Origin of the sequence: Cohaesibacter sp. CAU 1516 (assembly GCF_005771485.1) — a bacterium.
GTDB lineage: Bacteria > Pseudomonadota > Alphaproteobacteria > Rhizobiales > Cohaesibacteraceae > Cohaesibacter > Cohaesibacter intestini.
In genome coordinates, this window is sequence record NZ_VANT01000007.1 from 43,218 (window position 1) to 59,295 (window position 16,078).

10 protein-coding genes are annotated in these 16,078 nt (G+C 57.4%); 7 read left to right on the forward strand and 3 right to left on the reverse strand.

Features of this window, described 5'->3' with window-relative positions; genetic code table 11:
• Window positions 1–296: 296 nt before the first annotated feature.
• Complete coding sequence (locus FDK21_RS16395) at window positions 297–4,751, reverse strand: peptidoglycan-binding protein (RefSeq protein ID WP_138149918.1); 4,455 nt, start codon at window positions 4,749–4,751, stop codon at window positions 297–299.
• A 439-nt stretch (window positions 4,752–5,190) separates the two neighbouring features.
• Here FDK21_RS16395 and FDK21_RS16400 point away from each other — a divergent pair, with 439 nt between their 5' ends.
• The 4 genes from FDK21_RS16400 (at window position 5,191) to FDK21_RS16415 (ending at window position 11,457) form a co-directional block, all read left to right on the forward strand.
• Window positions 5,191–5,655 (forward strand): MerR family DNA-binding transcriptional regulator, encoded by a 465-nt coding sequence (locus FDK21_RS16400; RefSeq protein WP_245418547.1) that lies wholly within the window; start codon window positions 5,191–5,193, stop codon window positions 5,653–5,655.
• A gap of 458 nt (window positions 5,656–6,113) precedes the next feature.
• Window positions 6,114–7,901, forward strand: coding sequence for an acyl-CoA dehydrogenase C-terminal domain-containing protein (locus tag FDK21_RS16405; RefSeq protein WP_138149920.1), 1,788 nt, complete (start codon window positions 6,114–6,116; stop codon window positions 7,899–7,901).
• A gap of 122 nt (window positions 7,902–8,023) precedes the next feature.
• A complete protein-coding gene (locus FDK21_RS16410) occupies window positions 8,024–9,232 on the forward strand; it encodes an acetyl-CoA C-acetyltransferase (RefSeq protein WP_138149922.1) in 1,209 nt (402 codons plus the stop codon).
• A 14-nt stretch (window positions 9,233–9,246) separates the two neighbouring features.
• Window positions 9,247–11,457 carry an FAD-dependent oxidoreductase gene (locus tag FDK21_RS16415; RefSeq protein WP_138149924.1) on the forward strand — a complete coding sequence of 737 codons (2,211 nt, stop codon included), beginning with the start codon at window positions 9,247–9,249 and terminating at the stop codon, window positions 11,455–11,457.
• An 82-nt stretch (window positions 11,458–11,539) separates the two neighbouring features.
• Here the strand turns inward: FDK21_RS16415 and FDK21_RS16420 are convergent, their stop codons facing one another.
• On the reverse strand, window positions 11,540–12,076 hold the full coding sequence (locus FDK21_RS16420; RefSeq protein ID WP_246657602.1) for an NUDIX hydrolase: 537 nt from the start codon (window positions 12,074–12,076) through the stop codon (window positions 11,540–11,542).
• Window positions 12,077–12,410: 334 nt separating this feature from the next.
• Here FDK21_RS16420 and FDK21_RS16425 point away from each other — a divergent pair, with 334 nt between their 5' ends.
• The 3 genes from FDK21_RS16425 (at window position 12,411) to FDK21_RS16435 (ending at window position 15,182) form a co-directional block, all read left to right on the forward strand.
• On the forward strand, window positions 12,411–13,049 hold the full coding sequence (locus FDK21_RS16425) for a 2-hydroxychromene-2-carboxylate isomerase (protein WP_138149926.1): 639 nt from the start codon (window positions 12,411–12,413) through the stop codon (window positions 13,047–13,049).
• Window positions 13,050–13,333: 284 nt separating this feature from the next.
• On the forward strand, window positions 13,334–14,383 hold the full coding sequence (locus FDK21_RS16430; RefSeq protein ID WP_138149928.1) for a DUF2336 domain-containing protein: 1,050 nt from the start codon (window positions 13,334–13,336) through the stop codon (window positions 14,381–14,383).
• Window positions 14,384–14,543: 160 nt separating this feature from the next.
• Window positions 14,544–15,182 (forward strand): hypothetical protein, encoded by a 639-nt coding sequence (locus FDK21_RS16435; RefSeq protein ID WP_138149930.1) that lies wholly within the window; start codon window positions 14,544–14,546, stop codon window positions 15,180–15,182.
• A 23-nt stretch (window positions 15,183–15,205) separates the two neighbouring features.
• Here FDK21_RS16435 and FDK21_RS16440 read toward each other — a convergent pair whose 3' ends face one another.
• On the reverse strand, window positions 15,206–16,066 hold the full coding sequence (locus tag FDK21_RS16440) for a thioesterase family protein (protein ID WP_138149932.1): 861 nt from the start codon (window positions 16,064–16,066) through the stop codon (window positions 15,206–15,208).
• Window positions 16,067–16,078: the final 12 nt, after the last annotated feature.

The following is a 16,078-nucleotide window of genomic DNA, read 5'->3' on the forward strand; positions in this document are numbered from 1 at the left end:
CATCCATCCCATATCGCGGGGCAGAAAGTCAACGAAACATAGCGCATTTCGATGCAAAAATCCGAAATGACACAAGCGGATCACAACTCTCTCAACCAGCCGTTGGATAAGTAAAGCCCAAGCCGCCAACAGTGCCCCCATATTGGGCATCCTGAGGCAGCCTTGCCTTTGACGTCTTGAAGGCGGATCGACCGTTTTTCGTTCTACAACACACGCAAGACCGAAACAAAGTGGGTTGGGACCCACCGCGGCGATGGTCTCAGCTCATGCTTGAATTTGATCGGTCTCGTCTTGCTTTAGATGATACGCATGGACAGAGCTTCAATCAATGCCTTGTCAACTTTGCCCGTCACCGGCATGCCAGCAACTTCCTGGAAGTTGCGGATGGCCGTCCGGGTCATCGGCCCCATCTGTCCATCAGCGGGCCCTGCATTATAGCCAAGCGCGCCGAGCATCGACTGTGTCTTGGCAATCGTCGCCTGATTGACAACAAAGCCTTGCGGACCGCTCTGCATACCAGTCACCACCGCCGGAGCCTTGTTTCTCCAGGCATCGGGAATGGAGGCCAGTTTGTTGGCAGATGGTTTGGCCACTTTCGGCACCCACGTTTCAACCAGCGTTTTTGCGGCTTTCTGCTGGGTCGGGTTGAGCACAGCAAAGACCTCGTCGCGTTTCGCGTTTGCTCCTTGGTCGCCATTTTGGGCGGCAATGGCAAACCACTTGTAGCTCTGCAGCAAATCCTGCTTCATCCCCATGCCACGGGCATAGAGAATGGCCAGATTATACTGGCTGTCCTTGAGCCCGTGATCAGCCGCAGCGATGAACCATTTGGAGGCCTGATTGAAGTCCGGCTTGCCCAGTCCACCTTCTGCATAGAGCACGGCGAGATTGTGCATAGCCTTGACATTGCCTGCTTCCGCAGCGCGTTGATACCAAAGGCGGGCGACCTGATAGTCGCGTTTCACGCCCTTGCCCTTCTCATAAAGATTGGCGAGGCTGTATTGGGCCTGCGGCATTGACTGGGCGGCGGCTTTCTCGAACCATGTGGCCGCTTCCTGCAAATCGGCGCTCACCCCTTCGCCAAGGGTTAACCGTCGGCCCATCTCGAACTGGGCGAGCGCATCCCCGCCCTTTGCTGCCGTCAGCAAAGGCGAAGTGGAAATGCCCGGTGCCAGTATTTTGTTCATATCGACCGCTGCCTGAATCGATGACAAGGCCGGGTCGACCTCATCGTCACCCGCAGCAGTCGGTGCATCTGCCGGTTTCGGTGGCATCGGTTGGGTGGCTGCATCGGCTTGCAACGCACTAACATCCGCAGCCACCTTGCTCGGGATCGAGCTGGTTGGGGTCAGATCGACACCATCCGCTTCACCGGGCACGATACCGGGCACCTGCCCGCTTTGCTGCGGCATGAAGGTGGCTATGCCTTCCGATGCGGCTGTGGTCGGCTTTTGCGGCAAGCGCGGCCCTGCCAACGAGGCTTCCACTCCGGACGGTTGCGAGAAGGTTATGGCGCGGCTCGCATCCTCCCCTTTCATCGGAGGCATCACATTGCCCGATGCAGGGGCGAGACTGGATTGCGGTCCCGGAGCCTGCGGTTCTGCCTCTGTATCTGAAGCAGGGGCTTGATCCAGAGACGTAGGGGAGGCCTCCTGTTCGGCAGTCAGTTTGTTGAACAGGCCATGCAGGCTGGAATTCGGATTTTGAACCAGCTGCAGCGTCGTGATGGCCAGCAGAATTGCCGCTGCTGCCATCAGCAACGGGCGGCTGTGGCGCGACACCGCAGAACCGATTTTGCCCAACAGGCTGGTGCGGATTTCGTCATCCTCCAGCATGTCTGCAACAAGCGCGGCATTGGGGTCGCTATTCAGCTTCTCGGCAATCGCATCAGGATCGAGATTTTTCAGTTGTTTGGCATTGCGTGTGGCCTCGGCCATCGCGGCACGACGGTCCTTCCGATTTTGACCGTCCTTGCCTCTGGCCGTATCCTGACCATCTTTCATGCCACGCGCGGCGAGCATGTCTGCAGCGCTTGAAGCCTGCGTTTCTGCTTTGCCCTTCTTGCTGCCTTTGAACCGGGAGAGGAAGCCTTGCTTTTCGCTGTCTTCTTTCTCCACCCGTTCGCTTTCCTGCGCAGCGGCCTGAGCGGCTCGGCGAGCGGCGGCAATGAAATCGGCTTTCGAGGTGCCACCACTGGTCTCGCTGCGGGCTGGGCCTTGTGCGTTGCCATCAACAATCTGAGCGGTGCGGCGCTGGGTCTCTGGGCTCTGCTCAGGCTCTGCTTTCAATGCCACATTGCCCTGAACCGTGGGGCGTGCCTGTGGCTGCATCTGGCCCGGTGCGCGAGCTTGTGGTTGGCTGGCATTGGCGGCAGATGCACTGACAGCGCGACCGGAAATCGAAATACGTGGCTGCCGATCGCCCGCATCTTGAGACTGGGCTTCAACGGCCTGTCCCGAAGAGCGGCCCTGCGATGGTGCCGGGCTGGAAACTGTCGGCGCTGCACCCGAACGTGGCGTGCGCTGAGGTCTGTTGGCAAGCAGGTCGGCGGCGCTCATCTGTTGCGCATTCTCGATCACCTGCGGTTCAGTATCTCGGGCAGAGGACGCATCGGCAGGTTTTGAAGATTTCTTGCCGCGCCGCAACAGGCGGCTAAGGCCACGCGGTTCATCGTCCGCGTTGCTTTCAACAGACATGCCCTTGGCAGAAGCGGCAGGGTGGGCAGAAGCGGCAGGGTGGGTCTCACTCGAGCGGACTTCCTCTTCCAACACGCTCAACCGATCAGCAATGCCTTTGAGCATGCCGCTGACACTGGTCAGGCTTTCCTTGGTGCTGGATTCGTTGCTCTCGGCCAGACGGCGCAGGCCGCTTAGGTCATCTTTGAGCCCATCCATGATGGCCTCAAGCGCATTATCCATTGGACCGGCGGACAGAGGACCAATTTTCTGCAAAGCTTTGACCGCAGCGGCTTCCGCCATCTTGGCTTCATTCATTGGCGCTTTCGGGGCAGCCGAAGCCAGTTGCTGGATATCCTTGCCGATCCGGTCGACCGCGTCAAAGCGGGTCTGCGATTTGGCGAACTGATCAGCAAGACTGTCAAGGCGGCTGGTCAGGCTCTCGAAGAACTGCTGATCGCCACCGGTTTTGTTCTGCGAGGCGTCATCGAGCCGGTCGGCAAGATCTGCAATCATGCCTTCCAGCCGTGACAGGCCTTCCATATCCGTTGGTTCGGACTGGACCGGACGGGCTCTCAGAGCCGCTTCCTGCGCTTCCATGCGATCAGCCAGTCGCGACAGGCCGGTTTCGATCCCGGACAGGTCCGTGCTGCCCATCCTCTGGGCGAGCAGATCGTCAATGCGTGCGAGGGTGCGCTCTACATGATCAAAGCGTTGCTCTGCAGCACCAAGGCCAGTATTGGCCATGTTGGCATGCAGCCGCTCGTCAAGATCGCCAATCCGGGTTGCCAATTGCTCAAGCGCCGAACGCTGGGCAGTCGGATCCTGCCTGTCGATCATCGTGACAAGGCTTTCCATCTGACGGGCCAGAACTTCGATTGGCTCGGTCACACCGCTTTGATCCTGATTGCTTTCCAGCCGGTCGGCAAGGGCTGAAAACTGATCTTCCAACCGCATCAGTCGTTCGCTGGGGTCCAACCGCTCGATCTGATCCTGCAGACCGGCAAGGCGATTGCCCAATTGCTGCGACAATGCATCAACCGGCGCTGTGCTTACGCTATGGCGAACGCTGTCTTCCAGTCGACCCAACCGGTCGACAATCATCCCCATTTGACCGGACATGTCGGTGATGTGCTGCATCCGCGGTGAAGTGGATAGCAGGTCTCGCAACTGATCCAGCTGACCGGACAGGCGCTCGAAATCTTTGAAATGATCCGCCACAGGCAGATTGTCGAGTTTACTCAGGATACGTTCGAAATGGGCATCCAGAGCAGGATCCTGCGCCGGACGATCCAGAAGAGCCCGGATGTCGTGAATGGCGTCGATCAGCATCGGATCATGATGGGTCTGGGTCACCATTTCAGACAGGGCTTCAATGCGCCCTGACATGGCAGCAATCTCGGTCAGCAATCGTTCTGACACACCGTCATAATTGGCGCGATCAAGGAGATCCCGTAGAGCGGCGACGTCCTCGCGCAGACAGTTGATCTTGTCGTCCTGATGCTGCAGCTGGGTGGCATTGCCCTCCACCTTCGGTGCCATGGTCTCAACCCGCTCCATAATTTGCCGCAGGGCTTGATCAACACCGGTATTGGCAACTGGGTTGGTTACAGGCCGTGGCGCAACGGACGCGTCCTGTGCAGGAGACATCGGGCGCTCTTGGCGCGGCCGCATGCTCCGCGGCATCGCAGGCATGGCTTTGCTTTTGTTCCGTCCAAGGGCCTGATCGACGCGCTGCAATTGTGCTTCGATCCGGTCGAGGGCCCCGCGATAGTTGGCCTCACGGTTGTGATCATGTCCGGCTTCAGGGCGGGGGCGGTTGGTTCGGGTGCGTTGGTAGTTGGAATATGGTGCCGGATCAGTCTCAACGCCTGCACCGGACAGAGCCTGCAACTGCGTCTCCATGTCACGGATCATTGCCAACAACTCGGCATTCTGCCCTGAAGGTTGGTCACCCTGTGGTTGGGTGGAATCATAGCGGGCTTGGCTGCCCCGTCGGCGTCTGCGGGACGAGGCACGCAAGCCCTCTATGAATTCACCTACTTCGCGATCCGTATGGAAAGATTCATCTCTCATGATGCAGACTCAACTGGTTGTCGGTTCGGCCACCCGGACATGGATTTAGGACGGCATAACTAACCCGTCACCGACGGAATTCCTCATGAGCACTTTCCGAATTTAGGGTAAAGAAGCCGTTAATGGGAAACGCGAATTGCGAAAATTACCTATTCTGTTAACCCTTTGCTCACCATAAATCTGGCGACTTCTACGCAATTTCCGGTATATGAAATGCCCGAAAATACAGGCCTTGCGGGTGCAGCATGCCGCCCTCACCTCCCTTGGGGGCGGGCAGGGTGGAAAGGCGACCGGGTCGCAATGCAGCGATCCCGCATTTGGTACACAAAATCCAACCTGTCGCATTGACAGCGACCGCGAACGGTGGTTTACCATTAGGTAAACTGGCGAGATTTTGTATCGTCACAAAGATGCGATTTCAGCGAGGGAGTTTAGGGTCGTGAATGAAGAACAACAAACCATGCGTGCGCCGGATGAAGGCAAGGATGTCCTGACCGCCTCGACCAACGACACCGGCCCGCTCTCCTACACCATTGGCGACCTCGCCAAGGAATTCGGTGTCACCTTGCGCACCTTGCGCTTTTATGAAGACAAGAATTTGCTCAATCCACGCCGCGAGGGCATGTCGCGGATCTATTCTCGCCGTGACCGTGCCCGTCTGAAGCTGGTCCTGATGGGTAAGAAGGTCGGTTTCTCCCTGACTGAAATCAAGGATATGCTCGATCTGTATGATCTGCGGGACGGGCAAGTGACGCAACTGCGCGTGGCTCTGGACCGCTTCACCCAGCAAATCAACGTGCTGCGTCAGCAACGCGAGGATGTCGATCAGGCCATCGCCGATCTCGAACGCACCGTTGCCGTGGTCTCCGGCATGCTGCGGGAGAAAGAAAAGAGCGAAGCCTGACAAGCGGCGGTGACATGGTCCGAATGCAAGGGTGATTTGCTTTCAAGGCGTGCCGAAGGTCGGTGCGCCTTTTCGCTTTTTGGCCAGGAAAGAAGGTTTGTTTGCAGCGGATCTTGGCGTGATCCGGGTTTTTCCAGAGAAGACAGGTGTGGTTGCCTTTTGCACCTTTGGGCTGCAAGGTCAACGCTCCCCTACGTCATTTGGCGACAGTCGCACAGATGTGACTTGTCGCGGGCAGACTTTGGTCGGTGAGCGTGCTTTCTGCCCTTGAATAGAGGCAGGCTTCGCGTTATATCTAGCCTAACGCTTACGCGAACGTAAGGTTGATCCAATCGGAGGAAAATGCTCCCGGATCAACGAGGGAATCGATCTGAAACCGCCACATGGGCTACCAATAGGGGGCACCTATGACGGCCTGTCGCTGTAAATTGGCGCGGATCAAATGAGGGAGACACACCATGCCAAATCTGACCATCCCGGTGGAAGAAAGCCTTTTCCTGCTGAAAGACGTTTTCGGCCTTGAGGCGCTCAACACTTTGCCCGGCTATGAAGAAGCGACCGAGGATCTGGTGGAAGCCATCCTCAATGAAGGTGGCAAATTCGCCTCCGAAGTGCTTCAGCCGCTCAATATGTCCGGCGATGTCGAGGGCTGTCAGTTGCATGAAGACGGGCGCGTCACCACGCCGACCGGCTTTAAGGCAGCATGGGATCAGTTTGTCGAAGGCGGCTGGATGGGGCTGTCTGCCGACCCGGATTATGGCGGGCAGGGTCTGCCAACCACCCTCAATGTGATCATCAACGAGTATCTTGGCACCGCCAATCTGTCCTTCTCCATGTATCCGGGCCTCACCCAAGGGGCCTATGCGGCAATGGATGTCCATGCCAGCGACGAGATCAAGCAGCGCTTCCTGCCCAAAATGGTCGAAGGCAAATGGACCGGCACCATGAACCTGACCGAGCCCCATTGCGGCACCGATCTGGGCCTGCTGCGCACCAAGGCGGTGCCGCAGGATGATGGCAGCTACAAGATTTCCGGCACCAAGATCTTCATTTCCGCCGGCGACCATGACCTGTCGGAAAATGTCATCCATCTGGTCCTCGCCCGCATCGAAGGCGCACCCGCTGGCACCAAGGGCATCTCGCTGTTTGTCGTGCCGAAATTTGTGCCCGATGCCGACAACAATCCCGGCGACGCCAACCATGTCTCGGTCGGCAAGATCGAAGAGAAAATGGGCATCCATGCCAACTCCACCTGCGTGATGAATTTTGACGGCTCGCAGGGCTGGCTTGTCGGTGAGGAAAATAAAGGCCTCAAGGCGATGTTCGTGATGATGAATGAAGCCCGCCTCGGCGTGGCCATTCAGGGCCTGACCCAATCGGAGGCCGCCTATCAGCATGCCCGCGACTATGCCAAAGATCGCCTGCAGGGTCGCGCTCTGACCGGCACCAAAAATCCTGACGGCCCAGCCGATCCGCTGATCGTCCATCCTGACATTCGCCGGATGTTGCTGACCATGCGCAGCTTCAACGAAGCCGCCCGTGCCTTCTGCCTTTATGCATCGATCCAGTCTGACATCGCTCACAAGCATCCGGACGAGAAAGTCCGCCAGATTGCCGATGATCGCCTCAGCCTGTTGACGCCGGTCCTCAAGGGCTACCTCACCGATATGGGCTTTGAAAATGCCGTGCTCGGCCAGCAGGTCTTTGGTGGCCATGGTTTCATCGAGGAAACCGGCGCGTCCCAGTTTGTTCGCGATGCCCGCATCACCATGATCTATGAGGGGGCCAATGGCATTCAGGCGCTCGACCTCGTTGGCCGCAAGCTGATGGCCAATGGCGGACGTGGCATCATGGCTTTGTTCCAGGAGCTGGGCGCCTATGTTGAGAAGCATGCCAGCGACGAAGCCATGGCACCCTTCGTGCTGCCGCTGAAAGCCGGGGCCGAGGATCTGCAGAAAGCCACCATGTGGTTCGGCAACAATGCCCTTGGCAACCCGGATCATGCGGGCGCTGGCTCGGTGGATTATATGCACCTGTTTGGCACGGTGATGCTCGGCTATATGTGGAGCCAGATCGTTGAAGTTGCGCTCAAAAATACCGATGAGAGCCGCAAGAGCTTCTTTGACACCAAGCTGGCTTTGGCCAAGTTCTATATGGAACGCACCATGCCAACCACCGCCATGCGCCGCGACCGCATCATGGTTGGGGCCGACAGCGTGATGGCGCTGCCTGCGGAAAGCTTCTAAGATCAAACAAACACCATGACCTGCCGCCTTTGGCTTGACACCAAGGCGGCAGGAAATCGTTTTGAACAAAGAGAGGGAAGGGGCCTTAACGGGCCGGGAGCCTTCCCCCGGGGAGACAATTCATGGCAGACGCTTTTATCTATGATCATGTGCGCACGCCACGCGGGCGTGGCAAGGCCGACGGGGCTTTGCATGAAGTACCGGCAGTGCAGCTGGCCGCCAGCACCTTGAAAGCCCTTCGTGATCGCAATGGGCTCGATACCAAGCTGGTGGACGACATCATTCTGGGCTGCGTTGATCCGATTGGCGAGGCAGGTGGTGTCATTCCGCGCGCGGCCGCCTTTGCCGCCAATTATGACCAGTCCGTACCGGGCATGCAGATCAACCGCTTCTGCGCCTCTGGCCTTGATGCCATCAACATGGCCGCCAGTCAGGTGATGGCAGGCGCCCACGATATGACCATCGGTGGCGGTGTTGAATCCATGTCGCGTCTTGGGCTTGGCTCATCGGGCGGTGCATGGTTCATGGATCCCGGCGTCAACGTGCCGTCCTATTTTATGCCGCAAGGGGTCTCCGCCGACCTGATCGCCACCAAATATGGCTTCAGCCGCGAACAGGCCGATGCTTTGTCCGTGGAAAGCCAGAAGCGTGCGGCCCATGCTTGGGACAATGGCTATTTCGACAATGCCGTCGTGCCGGTGACCGACATCAATGGTGCGTTGATCCTTGACAAGGACGAGCATATGCGCCCCGGCACCTCTACCGAGGACCTCGCCAAGCTCAATCCATCCTTCGGCATGATCGGCGAAATGGGTGGCTTCAATGCGGTGGCGATGGAGCGCTATCCGGACATTGAGGCGCTCAACCATATCCATCATGCGGGCAACTCGTCCGGCATCGTCGATGGGGCCGCTGCCATCCTGATTGGCAATGAAGAGGCGGGCAAAGCCGCAGGCCTCAAGCCGCGTGCCCGCATCCGCGCCTTTGCCAATATTGGCTCCGAGCCAGCCCTGATGCTGACCGGCCCGACCGATGTCACCGACAAGGTTCTCAAACGCGCTGGCATGTCCTTCTCCGACATCGATCTGATCGAGGTCAACGAAGCCTTCGCCTCGGTGGTGTTGCGCTTCATGCAGTATTTTCAGGCCGATCCTGCCACGGTCAACGTCAATGGCGGTGCGATTGCCATGGGGCACCCTTTAGGGGCGACTGGCGCGATGATTATGGGCACCGTGCTCGATGAGCTTGAACGCCGTGATCAGAATATTGCGCTCGTGACCCTGTGCATCGGCGCAGGCATGGGCACCGCGACCATCATTGAGCGCGTATAAGGGAGGCCAGAGACATGTCTGACTATATCAATTTTAAAACCGACATTGACGCCGACGGCATCGCGCTCCTGACTTGGGACATGCCCGACCGCTCGATGAATGTCTTCACCGGAGAGGTGATCCTTGAGCTTGACAAGGTGATTGACGACATGACCGCCAATGAGGCGGTGAAAGCGGTCGTTGTCACCTCTGGCAAGAGCCAATTTTCCGGTGGTGCCGATCTCACCATGCTGCAGGGGCTGCTGGGCCAATATCAAAAGGCCATTGCTGAAAAAGGCCAGACCGCAGCGGCAACCGAATTGTTCGAGGAAAGCCGCCGCCTGACCTTGACCTTCCGCAAGCTCGAAACCTCCGGCAAGCCTTGGGTTGCCGCCTTGAATGGCACCGCTGCGGGCGGCGCCTGCGAGTTGGCACTGGCCTGTCATGGCCGCGTGATGGTCGACAAGGACAGCGCCAAGATCGGCCTGCCAGAGGTCAAGGTTGGCCTCTTCCCCGGCGCCGGTGGCACCACCCGCATTCTGCGCATGATGGACACGCAGCAAGGCCTGCAATTCCTGATGAAAGGCTCCATGTTGGCCCCGAAACGGGCGCTGGCTTCACGGATCATCGACAAGGTAGTGCCGGCGGAAGAGCTGATCGAAGCCGCCAAGCAAATGATCCGCGATGGCCTCAAAGCCGTCAAACCTTGGGATCAAAAGGGCTTCAAGCTGCCATCGGGTCGGGTTTACAGCCCTGCCGGTTTTCAGGTCTGGCCTGCGGTGGGCGCGATCTATCGCCGCGAGACCCACGACAATTACCCCGCCATCCGCTACATGGTCCGCGCAGCCTATGAAGGCCTGTTGATGGATATGGATACGGCGCTGAAAATCGAGAGCCGCTATTTCGCCAAGACCGTCGCCACCCCGGAAGCGGCCAATATGATCCGCTCCCTGTTCCTCAATATGCAGGAGTTGGGCAAAGGGGCCCGTCGTCCCGCTGGCGTGCCAAAGTCCGAGCTGAAAAAGGTTGCCGTCATCGGCGCTGGCTTCATGGGCGCAGGCATCGCGCATGTCTCGGCCAAGGCCGGGCTGGACGTGGTGCTGGTGGATCGTGACCAAGACAGCGCCGACAAGGGCAAGGGTCATATCGAAGAGACCCTGACCAAGGCCCTGAAAAAGGGCCGCACCACGCAGGAGAAGATCGACGCGATCCTCACTCGTGTCACCCCGACCGACGATTATGCCCAGCTTGCAGATTGCGATCTGGTGATCGAAGCGGTGTTTGAAGATCCGGAGCTGAAAGCCTCGATTTTCCAGAAAATCGAAGCGGTCGTTGGGGCAGGTTGCACCATTGCCTCCAACACCTCCACCCTGCCGATCACCGGGCTGGCCAAGGCCGTCTCCAATCCGGCAGGCTTCATCGGCATCCATTTCTTCTCGCCGGTCGACAAGATGATGCTGGTCGAAGTGATCAAGGGCAAGGAAACCGGCGATGAAGCCATCGCCAAGGCGCTCGATTTCGTTTCCTTGATCAAGAAGACCCCGATCCTCGTCAATGATGGTCGTGGCTTCTTTGCCAACCGCTCGGTGCTGGCCTATGTCCGCGAAGGGCACTTAATGCTGACCGAAGGGGTGCCGGCGGCAATGGTAGAAAATCTCGCCAAACAGGCGGGCATGCCGGTCGGTCCTTTGTCTTTGAATGACGAGGTGGCTTTGGAACTGGCCTGGAACATCCTCCAGACCACCAAAAAGCAATTGGGCGAAGGTTCAGTCGATCCGGACCAGGAAGCTTTGCTCAAAAAGCTGGTGGTGGATGAGGGCCGTCTTGGTCGCAAAAACGGCAAGGGCTTCTATGATTATGAAGGCCGCAACAAACGCCTCTGGCCGGGCCTCAAAGACCTCGCGCCACAGCTGGATGCCGACAGCATCGACCATGCCGAGATCAAGGATCGCCTGCTGGTCGCCCAAGCGGTGGAAGCGGTGCGGGTGTTTGAAGATGGCGTGCTGGAAGATGTCCGCGAGGCTGATGTCGGCTCGATCCTCGGCTTCGGCTTTGCCCCCTTCACCGGCGGTGTCTTCTCCTATATCGACACGATGGGCACGCCTGCCTTCCTTGCCAAATGCAAGGCGTTGGAAGCCAAATTCGGTGACCGCTTCAAAGCACCGAGCTTGCTTGAGGACATGGCCGCCAACAAGGACCTTTTCTATGTCCGCTTCAACCCGGAAAGCAAGGTCGCCGCTGAATAAGCAGATTGGATGAGCAAATCAAAGGGCCGGGAGCAGATGCGTCCCGGCCTTTTTGTTTTTGGCTTGAAGCTGTAGGCGAGGCTCACCCCGCCATCATTTTCCAAAGGCCAAGGGCCGACAGGGTGACCGAATCCGGGATTTCGCCCGACTTGATCATGGCCAGCACTTCCTCAAAGGTGAAGGCGGCGGTTTCCATGCCCGCTTCGGTCTCCTCCCGGTTCACAACCCCTTCGCTCAAGCCACGGGCGACGAACAAATGGCAGGTCTGATTGAGAAAGCCATAGGAATTGTAGAACTGGCCGAGCTTTTCCCATTCCGTCGCCCGATAGCCGGTTTCCTCTTCTAGCTCGCCTACTGCCAGGGCAAAGGGATCAACATCGGGGCTGTCTTCCCATGCCCCCTGCGGCACTTCCCAATAGCGCCCGCCGACGGGATAGCGATATTGCTGCACCAGCTGGATTCGCCCATCATCATGAATGGGAATGATGGCGGCAAAGTCGGGCTTGTCGACGACGCTGTAAATGCCCTCAAAGCCACCGGAAAAGCGCACCTCATCCTCGCGTAGAGACATCCAGCGATTTTCATAGACCAGTTTTGAGGAAAGCTGTTTGATCGTCATGGCGCGAGATCCTTTCAGAGCTGGGCACCCGTCCCGGCAAGTGCCCTCGAATGGCAAATGTCTGCATGCTGCGACCATTCCCCACGATTGTGTCTTCTTTTGCAGCAATCGAGAATATCTATGCTGTTTGCTGGAAAATAATAAATAAAATATTGATTTAATTGGATTTATTAGAGAATGGCCATGTCTGGCCTTGTGGATGAATCGCCGCTTCACGACATCGTGCATGGAATAATCAGCGGCACCAAAATTTAATTTAGACTAATCGGTAAAAATTAATGTAAGGTCCGGAAATCGACTACGTGTTTTCTGGATCAACCCTTGGACAAACAAGATGACTGACATCAAGACCGGTGCATCGGTGGACTATTATTTCACCACCATCTCCTCCTTTGCCTATATCGGCCATCAGGCCTTTCTGGACATGGCCTCACGGCTTCAACTCAATGTCACTTATCGGCCGATCCAGCTTGGCAAGGTCTTCGCAGCCTCCGGCGGTCTTGCCCTTGGCGACCGCAATCCGGCCCGCAACCGCAATCGGATGCTGGAATTGCAGCGCTGGCGCGCCCACCACGGCCTTGAGATGAACCTGCAGCCGAAATACTTCCCCACAAATCCCGCTTTGGCCGACTCTGCTGTCATTGCGCTTCTTGAAGAGGGACGCGATCCCGCTGCCTTGATGACTGCCATCATGCGCAAGGTCTGGCTGGAAGAGGCCAACATTGCAGAACGGGACGTAGTCGCCGCTTGTTTGAGCGCGGTTGGTGAAGATGCTGACGCGGTGTTGCAAAAGGCTGAAAGCGACACGGTCGCCGCCATTTATGAAGCCAACACCGAACGCGGCATTGCGCACGACATTATCGGATCCCCCTGTGTGGTCTATCAGGATGAACCCTTCTGGGGACAGGATCGCTTTCATCTGGTTGAGGAAGCCATTCAGTCCGGTCGCCCGGCTTTCTCCAGCACGCCCTAGTCCACCATCACATCGAAAATCAGCAGATGGACGGTGCGTTTCCCCATAACGCGATCAGGGCTTGGTAGCAGGTCAGCTTTCGAGCTGGCCTGTTTTTGTGTCCAAATGCCAGTGGCCGCCAACAAAACGGGTTTGGTTTTCTGCAATTTTCAAGAGTATTAACACTTCTTTTCGCTTGGATAGGAAGACTTTAAGTATTCCTCGTAAGACTTCTTAAGGTTTATTGGATAAACTAGATCAATTATAAGATGCTGTTGTGAATTCAGCCGGGAGTGGAGTAGGCCATGGGGGCGCAAATCAGTCAGACATTGGAATCGCTAGCGCGGGAAACCGATCCCGAAGCGCGTTCCTTGCTGGTCCGCAAGGTGACTGCGGAATATGTCCGCCGCATCAGCCACACACCGACCCATCTCGAACGCAATCTGTTTTCCGCCTTGGTGATGGATCTCTATGACCATATCAGTCTTTCCGTCAGGCGAGATATCATTACCTTGCTGGCACAGACCGCCTATATCACAACGGAACTGGCTGAGAAGCTATCGCAGGAAGCTGACGAGCATGTGATTCCCTTGTTCGAACATTCGCCATTGCTCAGCGTCGAGAAGCTGATTGCAGCCTCCCGTCAGCGCAACGAAGAGGTTTTGAAGGCCATTGCCCGGCGCACTGAAGTGCCGGAATGCCTTGTGGATGCACTCATGGCCCGTGCCTTTGTCGGGGTGGTCGAGGAGTTGGTGCGCAATATCGGAGCTGACTTCTCCCAACAAGCCATGACCTTCTGTTCGATTGTTGGCCAATCCTCGCCACGATTGCAGGCACTGATCGCGGAACGCTGTCTGAAGGACCAGACATTTCATGATAGCATTCTGCACAGTCTTGCCGATGGCTGCCCCTTCGTTCCCATGTCGATTGTCAAGGCAAGCGAGGAAGGCTCCCTTGATGAGGTGGCCTTTGGGGTGGGCGGCAAAGCCAAAATGAAACCGGCCAATGATCTCTCAGACGGCCCGGTCAATCGCGAAGAAGCGACCCTGCAGATCAATCTTGGTGAACTCACCTATGACGAGCTGCTGCAGGCCCTGTTACGGGCTGAGCGCAAGGATGACATTCTCTGGCTGCTCAGCGACCGCCCGGGTCTGTCGACCAAGGCCATGGAACATCTGCTGTCCACCGAAGGCAACCGGACCTTGCTGCGCATTCTCGTTGAGCAGGATGTCAGCATGAAGACCTTCGAGGCGCTGATGAAATGGCGTGTTGAGCATTTCAGGTTTCTCCAGCGCAATGTCTATCGCGAGGTAGAACAGTTCCGCCAGGGGCTGCGCCAGAAACATTCTGCCTAGGCACTGGGACAGGCCCGCGGTCTGTTCCGTCTCCTTTATCCGCTCATTTCCCTTTGCATGCCCGGAAGTGATTAGTCGAGAGCCTTGGCTCTGATGCGTGGAATCTGTTAGATTGACCCTCTGGCAACCCGACGGGTGCGACCGCAGAGAGGACCAAGCCATGATCAGTGCGAAGAGGCGAACTCCACCGCATTTCGAACGACCAGCCATGTTGTTGGTGGCCGGATTGCTGGTATCTGGAATGACGTTGCCAACGGCTGCTCAAACTGCAAGCCCATCGGGTGGAGCCAAACCGTCTCTGTCACAAAGCCAGCAGGAGGAACAGGATTGGCGCGAGCCGCTGCTGGCAGAATTGGCACGACTGGCGACAGCCTTGGAGCAGGAGCAGAAATTCAATCAGCTACTCCGGAATCGCCTCGACATTCTTGATCATCGGATTGACCTGCTGGAAGAGCAAAATAGTGCCCTCTCAGACCAGCTCGGTGCCATGGAAGAAGCCACGCGGTCCGGCGGGGCCGCACAAACCCAGCCAAGCGACACATCAAAGGACAAGGGGCCAACCGCCTCTGGCCCGATGGAGCTGGGCAAGAGCAAACAAACCGACCAGAATCCACCATCGGGCGGAGACGCACAGGCCAAGGATCCGGTCCAGAAACAGCCCCCCAAGGCGGACAAAGACGATGAGAGTGGCCTGCCTGACAATTTCGAGCAGTTTCTCGATATGGGCGAAGCCATGATGCGCCGTTTCTTCGGGGTGGTGAAGGAGTTCCGCAAGGAGTTTGACGAAAACCGCGTCTAGGGTCTTGATCCCTGAAGCTCTGATCAGCTTGCGCCAAGCATCGCTGTGACCTTCGCACGGGTGAAGTCCGGCAAGGGTTCGGACTTGCGTGTGGTGTGATTGAGAAGCATCACCGCAGCCTCCAGGATCGCCAGATGGGCACCGTCCCGCATGTCGAAAAAGTCATAACGCTTGGTCAATGCGCGGGCCTGAAGGCCCGTATAGCCCAATTGCATTTGATAGGCTGTTCCCACTTTCATGGGGCTGAGAATATGCAGCCGCATTTCTACCGCCACGCGCCCAAATCCTTGCGATTCCAGCCATTTGACATTCAGACCGACCCGCTCCCAAGCATGAGAGGCCGCATCGGACACCGCTGAGATATAGGCCTGATCCCGTGCCAGCATGTCACCATCACAAAGCCCCGGATGCAAGATGCCGCGGGCAATGATAAGGCCATCCTCTTGTGGCGGTTGTCTGGGGGTGAGATCGGCAGGATCCTTCAAACCACGCGGCATCACCGCCGTGTTGGCCTCATCACAAAGGGCGTCAGACACAGGCGGCAAGCTCCCCCGATGCCAGTCTAGCGCTGTCGCTGCAATCCGGCCGGTTGTGGTCTCACGCATCACATGCTGGATGAAACATCCTTCGCCCGGAGCGATCAGGTCGCCAAAGGCGACAATCACCGACGAGGTGATCTGGATCTGGGCGCCACCACGCAGTTCGCAATGATAGCGCACATGGCGATTGATCAGGGGTCCCAATTGATCATCCAGCTTGTGGCACATGGCAAACAATTGGGCCGCATCCTGAAATTTGGCGAAATAGAACTGGACATTCATGTGATCGTTTTCGTCACATTCCCAAAGATTGACAAACTGGTTGAGCGAAACGAAACGGGTCATCAAAAAAGTCCT

Excerpts from the sequence above, each read along its gene's own strand:
- FDK21_RS16395 (WP_138149918.1), bottom strand. The coding sequence starts at position 4,751 with ATGAGAGATGAATCTTTCCATACGGATCGCGAAGTAGGTGAATTCATA.
- FDK21_RS16405 (WP_138149920.1), top strand. The coding sequence starts at position 6,114 with ATGCCAAATCTGACCATCCCGGTGGAAGAAAGCCTTTTCCTGCTGAAA.
- FDK21_RS16410 (WP_138149922.1), top strand. The coding sequence starts at position 8,024 with ATGGCAGACGCTTTTATCTATGATCATGTGCGCACGCCACGCGGGCGT.
- FDK21_RS16415 (WP_138149924.1), top strand. The coding sequence starts at position 9,247 with ATGTCTGACTATATCAATTTTAAAACCGACATTGACGCCGACGGCATC.
- FDK21_RS16420 (WP_246657602.1), bottom strand. The coding sequence starts at position 12,076 with ATGACGATCAAACAGCTTTCCTCAAAACTGGTCTATGAAAATCGCTGG.
- FDK21_RS16425 (WP_138149926.1), top strand. The coding sequence starts at position 12,411 with ATGACTGACATCAAGACCGGTGCATCGGTGGACTATTATTTCACCACC.
- FDK21_RS16430 (WP_138149928.1), top strand. The coding sequence starts at position 13,334 with ATGGGGGCGCAAATCAGTCAGACATTGGAATCGCTAGCGCGGGAAACC.
- FDK21_RS16435 (WP_138149930.1), top strand. The coding sequence starts at position 14,544 with ATGATCAGTGCGAAGAGGCGAACTCCACCGCATTTCGAACGACCAGCC.
- FDK21_RS16440 (WP_138149932.1), bottom strand. The coding sequence starts at position 16,066 with ATGACCCGTTTCGTTTCGCTCAACCAGTTTGTCAATCTTTGGGAATGT.